General features: G+C 59.7%; 20 protein-coding genes. 19 read left to right on the top strand and 1 reads right to left on the bottom strand.

The window, feature by feature from the left end:
• Window positions 1–19 precede the first annotated feature (19 nt).
• Window positions 20–721 (top strand): hypothetical protein, encoded by a 702-nt coding sequence (locus MOTHE_RS08035; RefSeq protein ID WP_011393159.1) that lies wholly within the window; start codon window positions 20–22, stop codon window positions 719–721.
• Window positions 722–779: 58 nt separating this feature from the next.
• Here the strand turns inward: MOTHE_RS08035 and MOTHE_RS08030 are convergent, their stop codons facing one another.
• A complete protein-coding gene (locus MOTHE_RS08030) occupies window positions 780–2,105 on the bottom strand; it encodes an AAA family ATPase (protein ID WP_011393158.1) in 1,326 nt (441 codons plus the stop codon).
• 167 nt (window positions 2,106–2,272) lie between these two features.
• Here MOTHE_RS08030 and MOTHE_RS08025 point away from each other — a divergent pair, with 167 nt between their 5' ends.
• The 18 genes from MOTHE_RS08025 to MOTHE_RS07940 all read left to right on the top strand — a co-directional run bounded on the left by MOTHE_RS08025 (window position 2,273) and on the right by MOTHE_RS07940 (window position 16,633).
• The gene (locus MOTHE_RS08025; protein ID WP_053094888.1) at window positions 2,273–2,722 is read left to right on the top strand and encodes a DUF134 domain-containing protein; all 450 of its coding nucleotides are present in this window, start codon (window positions 2,273–2,275) and stop codon (window positions 2,720–2,722) included.
• Between the two features lie 159 nt (window positions 2,723–2,881).
• Window positions 2,882–3,721: an Mrp/NBP35 family ATP-binding protein gene (locus MOTHE_RS08020; RefSeq protein ID WP_011393156.1), complete on the top strand. Its 840-nt coding sequence runs from the start codon at window positions 2,882–2,884 to the stop codon at window positions 3,719–3,721.
• Window positions 3,722–3,967: 246 nt separating this feature from the next.
• A complete protein-coding gene (locus MOTHE_RS08015; protein WP_011393155.1) occupies window positions 3,968–4,420 on the top strand; it encodes an RrF2 family transcriptional regulator in 453 nt (150 codons plus the stop codon).
• Window positions 4,421–4,435: 15 nt separating this feature from the next.
• Window positions 4,436–5,614, top strand: coding sequence for a cysteine desulfurase NifS (gene nifS / locus MOTHE_RS08010; protein WP_011393154.1), 1,179 nt, complete (start codon window positions 4,436–4,438; stop codon window positions 5,612–5,614).
• Window positions 5,615–5,691: 77 nt separating this feature from the next.
• Complete coding sequence (gene nifU / locus MOTHE_RS08005; protein ID WP_011393153.1) at window positions 5,692–6,069, top strand: Fe-S cluster assembly scaffold protein NifU; 378 nt, start codon at window positions 5,692–5,694, stop codon at window positions 6,067–6,069.
• Between the two features lie 197 nt (window positions 6,070–6,266).
• Window positions 6,267–7,340 (top strand): tRNA 2-thiouridine(34) synthase MnmA, encoded by a 1,074-nt coding sequence (gene mnmA, locus MOTHE_RS08000; RefSeq protein WP_011393152.1) that lies wholly within the window; start codon window positions 6,267–6,269, stop codon window positions 7,338–7,340.
• A gap of 74 nt (window positions 7,341–7,414) precedes the next feature.
• A complete protein-coding gene (locus MOTHE_RS07995) occupies window positions 7,415–7,873 on the top strand; it encodes a PRC-barrel domain-containing protein (protein ID WP_011393151.1) in 459 nt (152 codons plus the stop codon).
• An 18-nt stretch (window positions 7,874–7,891) separates the two neighbouring features.
• Window positions 7,892–8,050 (top strand): hypothetical protein, encoded by a 159-nt coding sequence (locus tag MOTHE_RS13580; RefSeq protein ID WP_036371006.1) that lies wholly within the window; start codon window positions 7,892–7,894, stop codon window positions 8,048–8,050.
• Window positions 8,051–8,052: 2 nt separating this feature from the next.
• A complete protein-coding gene (locus MOTHE_RS13310) occupies window positions 8,053–8,211 on the top strand; it encodes a hypothetical protein (RefSeq protein ID WP_155768209.1) in 159 nt (52 codons plus the stop codon).
• A gap of 4 nt (window positions 8,212–8,215) precedes the next feature.
• The gene (locus MOTHE_RS07980) at window positions 8,216–9,253 is read left to right on the top strand and encodes an AI-2E family transporter (protein ID WP_011393149.1); all 1,038 of its coding nucleotides are present in this window, start codon (window positions 8,216–8,218) and stop codon (window positions 9,251–9,253) included.
• Between the two features lie 118 nt (window positions 9,254–9,371).
• The gene (locus MOTHE_RS07975) at window positions 9,372–10,577 is read left to right on the top strand and encodes a YgeY family selenium metabolism-linked hydrolase (protein WP_053094886.1); all 1,206 of its coding nucleotides are present in this window, start codon (window positions 9,372–9,374) and stop codon (window positions 10,575–10,577) included.
• Window positions 10,578–10,731: 154 nt separating this feature from the next.
• Entirely contained in the window at window positions 10,732–11,610 is an 879-nt protein-coding gene (locus MOTHE_RS07970) for a class I SAM-dependent methyltransferase (protein ID WP_011393147.1), read from the top strand.
• 107 nt (window positions 11,611–11,717) lie between these two features.
• Entirely contained in the window at window positions 11,718–14,363 is a 2,646-nt protein-coding gene (gene alaS / locus MOTHE_RS07965) for an alanine--tRNA ligase (protein WP_011393146.1), read from the top strand.
• A 22-nt stretch (window positions 14,364–14,385) separates the two neighbouring features.
• Window positions 14,386–14,637, top strand: coding sequence for an IreB family regulatory phosphoprotein (locus MOTHE_RS07960; protein WP_025772973.1), 252 nt, complete (start codon window positions 14,386–14,388; stop codon window positions 14,635–14,637).
• 16 nt (window positions 14,638–14,653) lie between these two features.
• A complete protein-coding gene (locus tag MOTHE_RS07955) occupies window positions 14,654–14,959 on the top strand; it encodes a hypothetical protein (RefSeq protein WP_011393144.1) in 306 nt (101 codons plus the stop codon).
• A complete protein-coding gene (locus MOTHE_RS07950; protein WP_011393143.1) occupies window positions 14,960–15,907 on the top strand; it encodes an aldo/keto reductase in 948 nt (315 codons plus the stop codon).
• Window positions 15,907–16,329, top strand: a complete 423-nt coding sequence (gene ruvX / locus MOTHE_RS07945) for a Holliday junction resolvase RuvX (protein ID WP_011393142.1) — start codon at window positions 15,907–15,909, stop codon at window positions 16,327–16,329. The genes MOTHE_RS07950 and ruvX overlap by 1 nt, the downstream gene beginning before the upstream one ends.
• Window positions 16,319–16,633 carry a DUF1292 domain-containing protein gene (locus MOTHE_RS07940; protein WP_011393141.1) on the top strand — a complete coding sequence of 105 codons (315 nt, stop codon included), beginning with the start codon at window positions 16,319–16,321 and terminating at the stop codon, window positions 16,631–16,633. Before ruvX ends, MOTHE_RS07940 begins: the two co-directional genes overlap by 11 nt.
• Window positions 16,634–16,638: the final 5 nt, after the last annotated feature.

Raw genomic sequence — 16,638 nt, 5'->3', positions numbered from 1 at the left:
AGCAAGCAGGTGGTGGAAGATGCCATTTACGGCACCCAGTGTGGCCAATAAGGGCAACCTGTTCCGGATTGGTCCCCGGATCGATATCCTGGTGGTGGTGCAGGAGCTGGTGACCTTCAATATCCTCCAGGATACCCTGATGCTGATCCCAGCCGTTGGCCTCCAGCAGGCCAGCTCCGGAGCGGGTCCCCTACCAGCCCGGCCCGGCCAGTTATCTGCTTCTCCCGTACCGGAACGGCAAGAGGGTGGCCAGGAAACGTTACCCTACCAGGTGGAGTTGATTGCCGCTAAAAGGGTACTGGATTCGACCTGGCGGTCCGACGACAACCTCCTCGTCCGGCCTTATATACCCCCCGGCCCCGCTGCCGGCGTGCCGGTAAAAATCCTTGCCTGCAGAATAAAAAACCTTGTACCCCAGGGGCGATTGAGCCCTATATCCCCGGACAGCCAGGCCCTGGCCGTGGCTTACTACACTTATGAAGTCGAGGTGATTTTTGCCGATGGCACCGACCGGACAGGCGCGGTTACCCTAGAGTCCGGACCCCGCCGCCAGCGGGCCGTCGTCTACCCTGGGTCCGGTTACCTGGAGGTGGACGTCACGGTCAAGTGCCTGGGCGCGGGGATTACCTCCCCGGTCATTCCCACGCCCGGGACGCCGTCACGGCATAAGCCGGTGCGGTTTTGGCTGGGCGCCCGGCCTTTTTCGCGGCAACGTGCTTAGCCCGGTAAGGGTGACAGGTATCAGGCAAAAACAGGGTAGGCGCCGCAGGCCTCTGCGCCTATCCCCGCCGCCCGGTGCGCTGCTGCCAGGCGGCTTTCATTTGCCCTTCCCGGCCGTAGTCGCTGGGGTGGTAGAAGACCTTGCCCCGGAGGTTGTCCGGGAGGTACTGCTGCTCTACCCAGCCCCCCGGGTAGTCGTGGGGGTATTTATAACCACGGCCGTGTCCCAGGGTGGCCGCGCCCCGGTAATTGGCGTCCCGCAGGTGGACGGGCACCGGGCCGGCCGTTTCCTTTTCCACCGCCGCCAGGGCGGCGTCGATGGCTTTTATCACCGAATTGCTTTTGGGAGCCAGGGCGATGTAGAGGGTGGCTTCGGCCAGGATGATCCGTCCCTCCGGCAGGCCCACCCGTTCCACGGCCTGGGCGGCGGAACTGGCCACCACCAGGGCCTGGGGATCGGCCAGGCCGACATCCTCGGCAGCATGGATCATCAGCCGGCGGGCCAGGAAGGCGGGGTCTTCGCCGGCGTAGATCATCCGTGCCAGCCAGTAGAGGGCGGCGTCGGGATCGGAACCGCGCATGCTCTTTATCCAGGCCGAGACGCAGTCGTAGTGCTGGTCCCCGTCGCGGTCGTAGAGAACGGCCCGTTGCTGGATGGCTTCTTCGGCCACCTCCAGGGTCAGGTGGCGCCGGCCGGATGTATCCGGGGCCGTGGTGAGGACGGCAAATTCCAGGGCGTTTAAAGCCACCCGGGCGTCGCCATTGGCCACCCGGGCCAGGTGCTCCAGGGCCTCCGGGTCGGCCTGGACGTTGAATTTACCCAAACCCCGTTCCGCGTCCGCCAGGGCCCGCCGGAGGAGGGTGAGGATGGCTGCATCTGATAAAGCCTCCAGGCGAAAGATGCGGGAGCGGGAACGGATGGCGGCGTTGACGGTGAACATGGGGTTTTCAATGGTAGCACCGATGAGAATGAGCAATCCTTCTTCAACGCAAGGGAGCAGGGCGTCCTGGATGTTCTTGGCCCAGCGGTGGATCTCGTCGACGAAGATGACTGTCTTTTGCTGGTAGTATTTCTCCCGCTCCCGGGCAGCGGCGATGACCCGGCGGATGTCGTTGATGCCGTCCAGTACCGCATTTAGGGCCTCAAAATGGGCGCGGGTCATGGTGGCGATAATCCGGGCCAGGGTAGTTTTGCCGCTGCCGGGCGGGCCCCAGAGGATAATCGAAGTCAGGCTGTCGCTCTCGATGGCCCGGCGCAGCAGAGTGCCGGGGCCGATTATTTTTTCCTGGCCGACAAACTCGTCCAGGGTGCGCGGCCGCATCCGTACGGCCAGGGGAGCCCCGGCCTGCCGGGCTTCCTGGCCGGCCTGTTCAAAGAGATCCATAAAAGAATGCCACCTCACGGAGAGAGCTGTTTGCTACCATTTTAGCATGTTTTTAACCCCCGGCCCAAGGGGCTGCAGTGCAGACCCGCCGGGAGGATATCCTGGTTGCATAAGTTTACTGGAAAAGCTATGATATAGATAAATTCGCAAAGGAATGGGGGAAAGAAATGCCACGACCGCCCATTTGCCGGCGGGTAGAATTCCTGCCGGGGGTTACCTATTTTAAACCGGCAGCCGTACCGCTGCGGGAACTGGAAGAGGTTGTTTTGGCGGTAGAAGAGCTGGAAGCCATCCGCTTGAAAGATAAAGAGGGTTTGGAACAGGAGGATTGCGCCGCCCGTATGGGAGTATCCCGGCCGACCTTTGTGCGCATCCTGAATTCGGCCCGGGATAAGGTTGCCGACGCCCTGGTTAACGGCAAGGCCATCCGGGTAGAGGGTGGTTACTACCACCTGGTAGGCCCCAAGGTACGCTGCCGCCGCTGCGGTCATGAATGGGAACCGGAGCAGGGTGGAAAGGAAGCCTGCTCCCGCTGCGGCAGTGAGGAACTGGCCGGCCGGGGTCCGGGCCGGGGTCGCTGCCACCGCCATGGCCGGTTCGGAGAAGGGGAACACTGAAAACCCCCTGATGGTGAATCGGAGCGTAATAAGCCGGAGTTCAAGCGGAGCTGGTAGGGGGAGGGTGAAAATTTCCGCTTGTTATTGACACATGACCATAAAAGAGGCATAATAGTAAAGCCATAACATTTTATTGAGGCTATTATTGAGGTGAGAAATTTGGCCAAGGAAGCATGCGAAACCTGCAACCCGGCTGCCTGCAATTCCAGCACTTGTGAAGCTAAAAAACCGGGTCATGTCCCGCCCCATGAGCTGACCCATATCAAGCACGTCATCGGCATCATGAGCGGTAAGGGCGGTGTCGGTAAATCCTCCGTGACGGCCCTGCTGGCGGTAGCCCTGAAGCAGGCCGGCTACCGGGTGGGCATCCTTGATGCCGACATCACCGGACCCAGTATTCCCCGGATGTTTGGCGTGCACCGGCCGCCGGAGGGCACCGGTAATGGTATGATTGCTCCGGAAAGCCCCGGAGGTATCAGGATCATGTCCTTAAACCTCCTCTTGCCCCATGAAGATGACCCGGTCATCTGGCGCGGTCCCCTCATCGGCGGGGCTGTCAAGCAGTTCTGGACCGATGTCATCTGGGGTGATCTGGACTACCTGCTGGTGGATCTGCCCCCGGGGACCGGCGACGCCCCCCTGACGGTGCTCCAGTCCCTGCCCCTGGACGGCCTGGTGATTGTCAGTTCACCCCAGGAACTCGCCCATATGGTGGTCCGCAAGGCGGTAAAGATGGCTACCATCATGAACGTCAAGATCCTGGGCCTGGTGGAAAATATGAGTTACGCCCTCTGCCCGGATTGCGGCCGGGAGATCTACCTCTTTGGTCCCAGCCGGGCCGAGGAGGCAGCCGCCGGAGCCGGTATCCCCCTCCTGGGCACCCTGCCCCTGGACCCGGAACTGACGTCCCTGTGCGACCGCGGCCGGGTGGAGGAATACAGCGGGCCGCTGCTGGCCAGGGCGCGGGAGTTTGTCCGGAAGATAGCCGGCAGGTCTTGAGGAGATCAGGGGCCCCCTGGCCTATTGACACCGCCGGCGGCTCGCAACACATATCACAGGCGCTACCTGTCCCTGGAGCCTAAACTCCGGGGCTTTTTTATTTCAGAGCCTGGTATAAATTCCTCCCTGCCGGGATAATTTATTTTTAAAAGCTGAGTAAAAAAGTCGAGTTTAGCGTTGACAATATCCGAGTCAATTGCTAAGATATTATTGCCTAGGAAACTAGTAGGGATTGGAGGTGGTGGGGTGAAACTCTCGACCCGGGGTGAGTATGGCCTCCGGGCCATGTTCGACCTGGCCCAGCATTATGGCGAAGGCCCCATCCCCATTAAAAGCGTTGCCGAGAGGCAGGACATATCTGAACACTACCTGGAGCAATTGATCGCCGTCTTGCGTAAAGCTGGCCTGGTCAAGAGCATCCGCGGCGCCCAGGGCGGATATGTCCTCAGCCGGGAACCCGAGGAGATTACGGTAGGGGATATTATCCGGGTTTTGGAAGGCCCTATTGCTCCGGTGGAATGCCTGAATACCGCCGAAGGCGAGAGCTGCGAGCGGGCCGAGACTTGCGTCACCAGGGGCATCTGGGAGAAGGTGCGGGATAGCATTAGCGACGTCCTGGATAGCTTTACCCTGGCGGATATGGTCGCCAAGGCCAATCAAATGCGCCAGGACAGCAAATACTATATGTATTATATCTAGAAAAGGGTGGACGAGATGCGCAGGGTTTACCTTGATCATAGCGCCACAACTCCGGTAAGGCCCGAAGTCCTGGAGGCCATGTTACCCTTTTTGAAGGATGAGGCCTTTGGTAATCCTTCCACCGTTTACAGCTACGGCCGGGAAGCGAAAAAGGCCCTGGAGGAAGCCCGGGAAAAGGTGGCCAACCTCATCGGCGCCCGGCCGGAGGAGATCTTCTTTACCAGCGGCGGCACGGAAGCCGACAACCTGGCCCTTATCGGTACGGCTGCGGCCAATGAAAAGAAGGGCCGTCACATTATTACCTCCAGCATCGAACACCATGCCGTCCTGCACACGGCCCAGTACCTCCTGCGCCACGGCTTTAAGGTAACCTTCCTGCCGGTGACCCCGGAGGGCCTGGTGCGGGTGGAGGACGTCGAAAAGGCCATTACCGATGAAACCATCCTCATCAGCGTCATGCATGTTAACAACGAAGTGGGTACCATCCAACCCATCAAAGAAATAGGGAAACTGGCCCGGGAACGGGGGATCATCTTCCATACCGACGCCGTCCAGAGCGTTGGCAAGCTCCCCGTTAATGTCGACGAGCTGGGGGTGGACCTGCTGTCGGCCTCCGGGCACAAGATTTATGGCCCCAAGGGCATCGGCTGCCTTTATATCCGCAAGGGGACGAAGATCAACCCCATCCTTTACGGCGGTGCCCAGGAGCGTAAACGTCGGCCTGGGACGGAGAACATGCCCGGTATTGTCGGCTTTGGCCGGGCAGCCGAACTGGCCGGCCAGGAACTGGAGAGCGAAATGGAGCGCCTGCAGGCCCTGCGGGACAAGCTAATTGACGGTATCTTGACACGTATTGAAGACGTCCAGCTGAACGGTGATCCGCGGCAGCGGGTGGCCACCAATGCCAACTTCAGCTTCCGCTATTGTGAGGGCGAATCCATACTCCTGAGCCTGGACATGAAGGGTATCTGCGCTTCCAGTGGTTCGGCCTGTACCTCCGGTTCCCTGGACCCGTCCCACGTCCTCCTGGCCATGGGTATCCCCCACGAAGTAGCCCATGGTTCGGTACGTATGACCCTGGGCCGCGAAAATACAGAAGAAGATATTGACTACGTCCTGGAAGTCATGCCGGAGATAATAGCCCGGTTGCGTTCCATGTCACCCCTCTATGAGGAGGCCGCAGGGAAGAGGTAGGGGTTACCTGGCAGGAAGCCCCCCGCAAGAGGTCGTGTTTTGGTGCGAGGATATTTTCCCTAGAAGGAGTGAGCAGGGTGTACTCGGAAAAAGTCATGGATCATTTCACCAATCCCCGCAACGTCGGTGAGATTGAGAATGCCGACGGGGTCGGCCAGGTAGGCAATCCCGTCTGTGGCGATATTATGCGCCTATATATCAAAGTCGAAGACGGTATTATCAAGGATGTCAAATTTAAAACCTTCGGCTGCGGGGCTGCCATTGCCACCAGCAGTATGGTCACAGAAATGGTCAAGGGCAAGACCGTGGAAGAGGCCCTCAAAATCAGCAACGCGGCCGTGGCCGAGGCCCTGGACGGGCTTCCGCCCCAGAAGATGCACTGTTCCAACCTGGCCGCCGATGCCCTGCATAAAGCCATCGAGGATTACCAGAATAGAAATAAGAAAGCCTCCTAAGGAGCCCTCCACGCGGCGAACGGTCGTGAGCAGAATAACTTCGGAGGAGCCCTTCATGGAGGCTAGTACCACCCCCAGCGAAAACATGAAACTGCAGGCTGGCAAGGGGCTGGAATGTAACCAAACCAGTAATCACCATTTTCGCCAGAACCCTATTTTCGGAGGAGGTGGCCACAGCGGTCCGGAAGGAGAAGGTAATGGTAGCTATGAGTGGCGGCGTGGACAGTTCCACAGCCGCCGCTTTATTGAAGGAAGCCGGCTATGAGGTAATCGGGGTAACCCTGGCCCTCTGGCCCGAAGATACACCGCCCCCGCCGGGAGAAACCGGGTGTTGCAGCCTCAAGGCTGTAGACGATGCCCGCCGGGTGGCCAACATCCTGGATATACCCTATTACGTCCTCAATTTTCGCGACCTCTTTGAGCGCGAGGTCATCGATTATTTTATAGCTTCCTACCTGGAGGGAGAGACCCCCAACCCATGTATCGCCTGCAACCGGCGGATCAAGTTCGGCGCCCTGCTGGCTAAAGCCCGGGCCCTGGGGATAGACTATATCGCTACCGGCCACTACGCCAGGCGCTGGTACGACAAAGAAAAGGGGCGTTACCTCCTGGCCCGGGGCCGGGATGCCGGCAAGGACCAGAGCTACGCCCTCTACACCTTTACCCAGGAACAGCTCGCCCATACCCTGTTGCCCCTGGGTGACTACACCAAGGTGGAGGTGCGGGAGATTGCCGCCCGTTACGGGCTGCCGGTGGCCCGGAAGGCCGAGTCCCAGGAGATCTGCTTTGTTACTGAGGGAGACTACCGGGATTATATCCAGAGCCGGGCCAGGGAGAAGATTAAACCCGGGCCCATCCTGGATACGAGGGGCCGGGTCCTGGGCCAGCACCGGGGTCTGCCCTTTTATACCATCGGCCAGCGTAAGGGTCTGGGCCTGGCCCTGGGCAAACCCTGCTTTGTAGTCGCCCTGGACCCGGAGCGCAACGCCGTTATCGTCGGCGACAAAGAAGATCTGGAACGGCGGGTCCTCTACGCCCGTGATAACAACTATATTCTCTGGGGTGAACTGCCTGGTAAAGCCCGGGTAACGGCCAGGATTCGCTACCGGGCGCCCGAAGCAGCCGCAACCTGGCATCCCCTGGCGGGTGGCCGGGCCAGGCTGGAGTTTGACGAACCCCAGCGGGCCATCACCCCGGGCCAGGCTGTGGTCTACTACCAGGGCGACCTGGTGGTAGGCGGCGGGACCATTGAAAGCGTAGCGCAAATATAGTATTTAGCGCGCATGTAGTTGACCTTCCCTGGTTATACTAGAGGAAGGTTATCTTTTTTTACGGAGGTTTAATTATGCCCAAGGGGAGGGAGCTGGTTGGCCTGCCGGTCATCAGCCAGGACCGGGGGGAAGAACTGGGCCGGATCCAGGACCTTTTTTACGACGAAACCAGCGGTAGCCTCAGGGCCTGTCTCCTGGCCGACGGCGGCTGGTTGCGGCAGCCACGGGTGGTGGATTTTACCGCGCTCCAGGCCCGGGGGCCCGGTGCCTTTACCGTCAGCGGTGCGGGAGCCGTTAGCCACGAACCACCGCCGGGAACCCGGCGCTGGCAGGAACTTAAAGGGCTGCGCCTTCTGAACCGGGACGGCCGGGAGCTGGGAATCGTTGAGGACCTGGTGGTGGAGCTCCCTTCCGGCCAGGTGAAGGCCCTGGAGATTTCCACCGGTCTGGTAAACGACCTCCTGGAGGGACGCAAGGAGATCACCCTGGAGGGGCAGGTCAACTGGGGTACGGATACGGTAATTATCGGGTAAAGCAAGGGAGTGAATTTGATGCTCAACTGTCCCCACTGCGGGAGCAAATCCATTGGTAAAATTGGCACTGACCAGTATTACTGCTGGGACTGTTTTGTCGAATTTAACAATCGCCGGGAGATCTTCAATGTAGCCGAGGATGGTAGCCTGGTAAGTCTGGAAGGGCAGGGAAGCTGAGGATGGCGTGGGGCTTCTGGCGCGGTTTTCTAGCTGGCGGCGTTGTAGGTGCCATTGTCGGCACTATAACCCGTTACCGGGCGGAACCGGAAGCGCCCCCGCCGGCGGGGGCGCGCGTCCCGGTACGGCCTCTGGGGATAATCAGGCGTCGCCACCCTTAAACCTATGACGGCATCACGGGCATTGCGTATCTGGCGCCTGGCCGGGGCCGGCATCTTCCTGGCCGGGGCCTTGTTTTTTCTCTACCGGGTGCGCCAGGTCCTGACGCCCTTTATCCTGGCAGCCCTATTGGCTTACCTGTTGAAACCGGCCGTGCTGGCCCTGGAAAAGAGGGGTGTTAAACGTCCCCGGGCCATTTTAATCCTCTACCTTTTTATCCTGGCCCTGTCCCTGCCGGTATTCTTCTTCGTCTTACCGCAACTGGTACGCGAATTAAATGAATTCATCGCCCAGCTACCTTCCTTTACGGTGGAAATAGAAGGCCTGGTCCAGGGCTTTTACCAGCGCTACCACCAGGTGGCCCTGCCCGCCGGCCTGCGCCGGCTGGTGGACGACTCGATAACGAACGTCAGCAGTGCCCTCCAGGAGGGTGCCCGCCACGCCGTCCAGGCCCTGATCGATTTGCTGGCAGGGTTGGCCAGTTTTCTCCTGGCACCGGTCCTTGCCTATTATCTGCTGCGGGACAGTGAGCAGATCGGCCGCGCCGCCAGCCACCTGCTACCCATCCAGGTGAAGGAGGACATCCTGGGACTATGGGCGGAGATCGACCAGGTACTGACCAGCTTTATTCGCGGCCACTTGCTGGTATCCCTCATTGTCGGATGCCTCACGGGGGTGGGACTGGCCCTGACTGGTTCCGAGTACGCGGTAATCCTGGGGGTTGTGGTCGGTCTGGCTGACTTAATCCCCTACTTCGGTCCCCTCATCGGCACCGTACCCGTTATAGCCCTTTCCCTGCTGGTATCCAAAAAGGCGGCCATCATGGCCCTGGCTGTAATGCTGGTCGTCCAGCAGATTGAGGGCAGCTTTCTGGCCCCCAGGATCCTGGGGACCAGCGTCGGCCTGCACCCTTTAATTATCATTTTTGCCCTCCTGGCCGGGGGTGAGCTCTGGGGTGCAGCCGGCCTCATCCTGGCCGTACCCCTGACGGCCATCGGCTATATTTTAGTGAAATTCATTTGGGCCCGCCTGGTAAGCAGTTAAATTTTTGGGGAAGTGGCAGGAATTTTACCATCAACGTTGAATTTAAATATAGGTTAAAAAGGGGATTTTGAGTAAAGTAAATTTAACTTAACAAACCAGGTGAGGGGGAAAACTACGGATGAGTGATGTTGTCATTGCCCAGATTAAGTCCGAGGTGGCCAAATATCGGGGAGACATAATCCGGTTCCTGAAGGACATAGTCGCCATCCCCAGCCCCAACGGGGATATCAAGGCCGTAGCCGAGCGCATCGGCCAGGAGATGAGAAAACTGGGTTTCGACGACGTCTTCCTGGACAGCATGGGCAATATCGTCGGCCGCATCGGCAGCGGCCCCAGGGTACTCCTGTATGACAGCCATATTGACACCGTGGATATCGCCGATTCCGATCAGTGGCAGTGGGACCCCTACAAGGGCAAGGAAGAGAATGGTATTTTCTACGGTCTGGGGGCCGGGGATGAGAAGAATTCCACTCCGGGGATGGTTTACGGACTGAAGATCATCAAGGACCTGGGCCTGGCCGATGACTTTACCCTTTACTATTTCGGTAATATCGAGGAGATCTGCGACGGAGTGGCGCCCAACTCCCTGGTGGTCACCGATAAGATCAAACCCGACTTTGTTGTTATCGGTGAGCCTACCAAAATGAACATCTACCGGGGTCACCGCGGCCGGGTGGAGATGAAGGTTACCACCAAAGGCCGGACTTGCCACGCCAGCGCCCCGGAGCGCGGGGTCAACGCCGTTTACAAAATGGCGGAAATTATCAAGGGCATTAGCCAGATGGGCGCCGACTTCGTTGAGGACCCCTTCCTGGGAAAGGGGTCTATAGCCGTCACCGACATCCACTGCAAAACGCCCTCCATCAATGCCTTACCCGACGAGTGCGTGATTTACATTGACCGCCGCCTGACCTTCGGTGAGACCCAGGAGATGGCCGTCGAGCAGGTGCGTAAAGTAGCCGAGCCCCACGGCGGCAAGGTCGAGGTGCTGGAGTTTGACGAGCCCAGCTATACCGGCTTTGTCTTCAAAGTCGACAAATACTTCCCGGCCTGGGTCCTGCCTGAGGATCACCTCCTGGTCAAGGCCGGCCTGGAAACCTATCAACGGGTTTTCGGCCAGCCCACCGGGGTGGGGAAATGGGTCTTCAGCACCAACGGTATTTACTGGATGGGTAAAGCCGGCATTCCCGCCATCGGCTTTGGCCCCGGCGACGAGGTCTACGCCCACAGCGTCCTCGACCAGGTGCCCATCGAAGACGTCGTCCGTTCCACCGAGTTCTACGCCTACTTCCCCACGGTTTTAAGGGAAATGCTGGCCAGATAAACCAAAAACATGGCCCCTCAATTGCGAGGGGCCTGAGTTTTTTAACCCTGCAAAAAAGGGTGAGGCCAGATCCCTACGGAACCGGCAGGTTAACCAACTTCTCTCTAGCAAAATGCTGCTAAAAGGGTAAAATAGGGGCTGAGGTGATGTTTTTATGGAAAACATGGAATTACCCTTGCTTGAACGGGCCGATTTTTGGGAGGAGGCCTGGCGGGAGGAGCACCGTAACTCCCTTTATGGTAGGCGCCGGCCGGAGCGGGATGGCAGCGCCTACTGGAACCGGCGTGCCGGGCACTTTGCCCGCCAGACCGGCAGCGAGGAGGGCAAACAGCGGGTGGCCGGGATCCTTCACTGGCTGGGCCACCATGGCGGCCTGGAAAAGGATTTGGAGGTCCTGGATATCGGCTGCGGTACCGGCAATTACGCCCTGCCCCTGGCCCGCCGGGCGCGGCGGGTGGTGGCCCTGGACCCGGCGGCGGAGATGCTGGCCATCTTGAAGGAAAAAGCGGCCGCCGAAGGAATCAATAATGTGGAACCAATCCAGATGGCCTGGGAGGAGGTGGACCTGGAGAAACAGGGCTGGCGGGAAGCCTTTGACCTGGTCCTGGCCCTGATGAGCCCGGGGATAAAGGATGCGGCTACCCTGCAGAAGATGATGGCGGCTTCTCGAGGGGCCTGCTTTTTGGCCGGCCATGTGCGCCAGGAGATTAGCGGCCGCCGGGAACTCTGGCAGGAGTTGATTGGCGGGGAAATGCCTCCCATACCGGCCGACGTCCTTTACATCTTCCATCTCCTTTACGCCTGGGGCTACAACCCCTCCCTGGAACTGGAGCATAAGGTGAGTACCAGGGAATTGGAACCGGACCAGGCCATCGAAGAGATGGAGATCTTCTTTTATCCCCACCTGGAATTGACCCCGGCCGTACGCCGGGCCATCATCAATCATGTACAGGCCAATACCGTCAACGGCCGTTACCCCTCCCGCCGGGAAATGACGGTAGCTTACCTTTCCTGGAACGTGAACCTTCATTGACAACCTTCACCGCTTCAGGTATAATGTAGAAAAATTCAGCGGGAAAAACCTCGTTCACCGCCCCGAGGCGGGGGCGAGGTTTAGTTTTGACGAGGAGTTGACTTTTTTTGACGGGGAACGAACTCCGGGAGAGATTTCTCAAATTCTTTGCCAGTAAAGGACACACCATCGTTCACAGTTCCTCCCTGGTACCGGCCAACGACCCGACCCTGCTCTTCACCAACGCCGGTATGGTGCAGTTTAAAGACGTCTACCTGGGATTGGACCGGCGGCCTTTTACCCGGGCCACCACCGCCCAGAAGTGCGTTCGGGCCGGAGGCAAGCATAACGACCTGGATACCGTAGGTCGTACAGCCCGCCATCATACCTTTTTTGAAATGCTGGGCAACTTTTCCTTCGGCGACTACTTTAAACGTGAAGCCATTACTTATGCCTGGGAGTTTTTAACCCGAGTCCTTGAACTGCCCCCTGAGCGCCTCTGGGTCACTGTTTACCAGGAAGACGACGAAGCCTACCAGCTCTGGCAGGAGATAGCCGGCATCCCGGCAGAACGGATAGTCCGCATGGGGGAAAAGGATAACTTCTGGGCCATGGGTGACACCGGACCTTGTGGGCCCTGCAGCGAGATTATTTACGACCGCGGGCCGGAGCACGCCTGCAGCTCCACCCCCTGCGCCCTGGGGGCCTGCGATTGTGACCGCTGGCTGGAAATCTGGAACCTGGTTTTTATGCAATACGAACGGGACAGCAACGGCAACCTGTCCCCCCTGCCGCGGCCGAGCATTGACACCGGCATGGGGCTGGAACGGGTGGCCTCGGTGCTCCAGGGGGTCGACAGTAACTTTGATACCGACCTGATCGCTCCCCTGATAAAAGCCGTAGAAAAGATTACAGGCCGGACCTACGATCCGGGGGAAGCCGGTTTTCCCTTCCGGGTGATCGCCGACCACGCCCGGTCCTGCACTTTCCTGATTGCCGATGGCATCCTGCCGGGTAATGAAGGCCGCAGCTACGTCCTGCGCCGAATCTTACGGCGGGCGGCCCGCTTTGGCAAAGCCCTGGGGATCGACGAGCCTTTCCTCTACCGCCTGGTAGACACTGTGGTGGCTATCATGGGCGGGGCCTACCCCGAGGTGGCAGAGCAGCAGGAGCATATTGCCCGGGTCATCGAGCAGGAAGAGATCCGCTTCCACGAAACCCTTAACGATGGCCTGAAGGTCTTGAACGGTATCCTGGAACGGGCCCGACAGGAAGGCCGGGAGGTTGTTAGCGGCCTGGAGGCCTTTACCCTCTATGATACCTACGGCTTTCCTCTGGACTTAACTGAAGAGATCGCCGGTGAAGGTGGCTTCAAGGTCGACCGTGACGGCTTCGAAAAGGCCATGGCGGCCCAGCGGGAACGGGCCCGAGCCGCCCGGGAGGACGTCAAGGCCTACGATTTCGCCCTGGCCTTTGCCGGCGCCCTGGAAGATATCAGCGGTACTGCTTTTACCGGTTACGATCAGCTCGAGGATAAGGGCACGGTCCTGGCCCTTTTCCAGGAAGGCGCGCGGGTAACTTCCCTGGAGGCGAACGCGACCGGTTACGTCGTCCTGGATCGCACCCCCTGTTATCCGGAGGGCGGCGGCCAGGTGGGGGATCGGGGCGAGTTAAAGTGGTCAGGTGGCCAGGCCAGGGTGGAGGATACCCGGCGCCTGCCCGATGGCAAGATCGTCCACCAGATAAACGTAACAGCCGGCACCCTGGTTGTCGGCCAGGAAGTAGAGATAGCGGTTGACCGGGAACGGCGCCAGGCTACCGCCAGGAACCATACGGTGACCCACCTCCTGCATCGGGCTCTGAAGAATATCCTGGGCGAACACGTCAACCAGGCAGGGTCCCTGGTGACCCCGGAGCGCCTGCGTTTTGACTTTACCCATTTTGCCCCCCTGACCGGAGAGGAGTTGCGGGCAGTGGAAGCCGAGGTCAACCAGAAGATCCTGGCCAACCTCCCGGTAACTACCCTGGAGACCTCCTACCAGGAGGCCAAAGCCATGGGGGCAACGGCCCTTTTCGGCGAAAAGTACGGCGAGCGCGTCCGGGTAGTAAAAATTGATGCCTATAGCATGGAGCTCTGCGGCGGTACCCACCTGGGCTCCACCAGTGAGGCCGGGTCTTTCCGCCTGGTAAGCGAGAGCGGTATAGGCGCCGGGGTACGCCGGGTAGAAGCGGTGACCGGGGCGGCTGCCCTGGAAATGGCCCTGCAGGATCGCCAGGAACTAGCCACCATCGCCGGCCTGCTGAAGGTCCCGCCGGACCAGGCTATCCAGAGGGTCCGGCACCTGCTGGAGCAAAATAAAGAAAACGAAAGGGAGCTGGCTCAGCTGCGCAATGAGCTGGCCTCCTATACAATAGACAAGTTGTTGGATCGGGTGCAGGAAGTGGCGGGGGTACCGGTACTGCCGGCCCGGGTCCAGATAACTGATCCCGAAGCCCTGCGGGAAATGGCCGAAAGGCTGCGTTCCCGGCTCGGCTCGGGAGTAGTAATCCTGGGGTCGCAACACAATGGCCGGGTGAATTTTGTGGCCATGGTGAGTAAAGACCTGGTCCAGCGGGGTATCCATGCCGGTAATTTGCTGCGAGAGGTGGCCCGGATCGCCTCCGGGGGCGGTGGCGGCCGGGCGGATATGGCTCAGGCCGGCGGCAAAGATCCCGGCAAACTGGACCAGGCCCTGGCTTACAGCCTCAAGGTTGTGGCCGCCCAGGTGCGTTAGAAAGCCGCAAGGGGGGAAGAAGATGCCAGGGGACATGCAGGAAACCATGATGTTTAAGGTGGAAAAGGAGGAAAAGGTCAGGGTCAGGGACGTTTTAACCGAGGTCCAGGCAGCCCTTACAGAAAAAGGATATGATCCCATCAACCAGTTAATAGGCTACCTCCTGTCCGGGGACCCGGCGTATATCACCAGCCACAAGGGGGCCCGCAATTTAATCCGCCGGGTGGAACGAGATGAGATTCTGGCGGAGCTACTCAAAAGCTACTTAGCCTAAAAGGAGGCCGGTACCTATGGCCCTATCGGATGTCGACCTGACGGTCAACCTCTACACAGAAGGGGATAAATTCTTTGACCTTCTGAAAGCTGCCATCAGGGACTGGCAGGGGGGATGGGGGCATGAACGGGAACGAGCCGGTTATGCCCTGGAACTCTACCGTCGCAGCCTGGAGACCCTGCGCTCCCACCTGGAAGAAGCCCGGGCCAGGGCCGAAGGGGGATTCTTCACCGAACAGGACCAGCGCATCCTGAACCAAACCGAGGAAAAACTGGCTTACTGGGAGAAAAAACTGGCCGAGATCAGAAAGCAGGAAGGTTGAGTGCAGTATACTACCCTGGGAACCAGCGGGATTCGGGTGTCCCGCCTGTGTTTCGGTTCCCTAACCATGGGCCCGCTCCAGGCGGGCCTTACTATCAAGGAAGGAGCCGGGCTTATTCGTCGTGCCCTGGAACTGGGAGTAAACTTTATCGACACGGCCCAGTGTTATAACAACTACCCCTACATCCGGGCCGCCCTAAAAGGTTGGTCCGGGGAGGTGGTAGTAGCGACCAAATCCTACGACTACACGGCGGAAGGCATGGCCTTAAGCCTGGAAGAGGCCCGGCGGGAAATGGACCGGGAGGTTATCGACATCTTTCTCCTCCACGAGCAGGAAACGGCCCTTACCCTGGCCGGGCACCGGCCGGCCCTGGATTATCTTCTGGAGGCCAGGGAGCGGGGGCTGGTCCGGGCGGTGGGGATTTCCTCCCACGCCGTAGAAGCTGTGCGGGTAGCCGCGACTATGCCGGAAATTGATGTCATTCATCCCCTCTACAACCGTGCCGGGTTAGGGATCCTCGACGGGACCAGGGAAGAGATGCTGGCCGCCATTACCCTGGCCCACACCAGGGGTAAGGGAATCTATGCCATGAAGGCCCTGGGGGGCGGCCACCTGGCCGGAGAGGCCCGGGCGGCCCTGGAGTTCGTCCTTAAGACGCCCGGGATTGACGCCGTGGCCGTAGGCATGCAGTCTCCAGCCGAGGTGGAGGCCAATGTAGCCTGGTGCAGCGGGCGGGAACCCGGAGAGGACGTTCTCAGCCGGCTCCAGGCCCGGAAACGATGCCTGCTAATAGAAGAATGGTGCCAGGGGTGCGGCAACTGCGTGCGGCGTTGCCCCCAGGGGGCCCTGGAGGTTATCGAGGGCCGCGCTGTCGTCGACCCGGAGCGCTGCATCCTCTGCGGCTACTGCGCCGGGGCCTGCCGTGATTTCTGTATTAAGGTGATCTAATGCGGATTATGGGCCTGGACGTGGGCACAAAAACCATCGGGGTGGCCCTGAGCGACCCCTTGGGCTGGACGGCCCAGGGCCTGACCACCATCCGCCGGCGCAACCTGGCCGCCGACCTGGCGGCCCTGAAAGAACTGGTACGGCGCTACGGTGTGGAGGAGCTGGTAGTAGGCCTGCCCCGCAATATGAACGGCAGCCTGGGTCCCCAGGCAGAAGCAGTACGCGCCTTCGCCCGGCATTTACAGGCCGAGGTAGGGCTGCCGGTACATTTTTTTGACGAACGACTAACGACGGTAGCCGCTGGCAGGGTGCTCCTGGAGGCCGACCTCTCCCGTCGGCGCCGGCGGCAGGTCATCGACCAGGTGGCGGCCACTTATATTTTGCAGGGATACCTTGACCGTCTGGGGCAAAATGGGGTATGATAACCCCATCCTGGAAAAAAGGGGTGAGGTCATGGCCGATCAGGAAAATACCATTATCCTGACGGATGATGAAGGCCATGAGCACGAGTTTATCGTCGTCGATGTCCTGAACCTTGAGGATGACGAGTATGCCATCCTGCTGCCGGCGGAGAACGCCGACGGCAATGACGAGGCCGTTGTTTTAAAGATTGGCCTGGATGAAGACGGCAACGAAATCCTCTATGAAATCGACGATGAAGAGGAATGGCAGCGGGTAGCCCGGGCCTGGGAAGACGCCGTTGCCGAGGAGGATGGGGAAGAGTAAACAGA

The organism is Moorella thermoacetica (assembly GCF_001267405.1).
Lineage (GTDB): Bacteria > Bacillota > DSM-521 > Neomoorellales > Neomoorellaceae > Neomoorella > Neomoorella thermoacetica.
The sequence above is the reverse complement of the archived record's forward strand: the minus strand, read 5'-3'. Positions and strand labels throughout refer to the sequence as shown.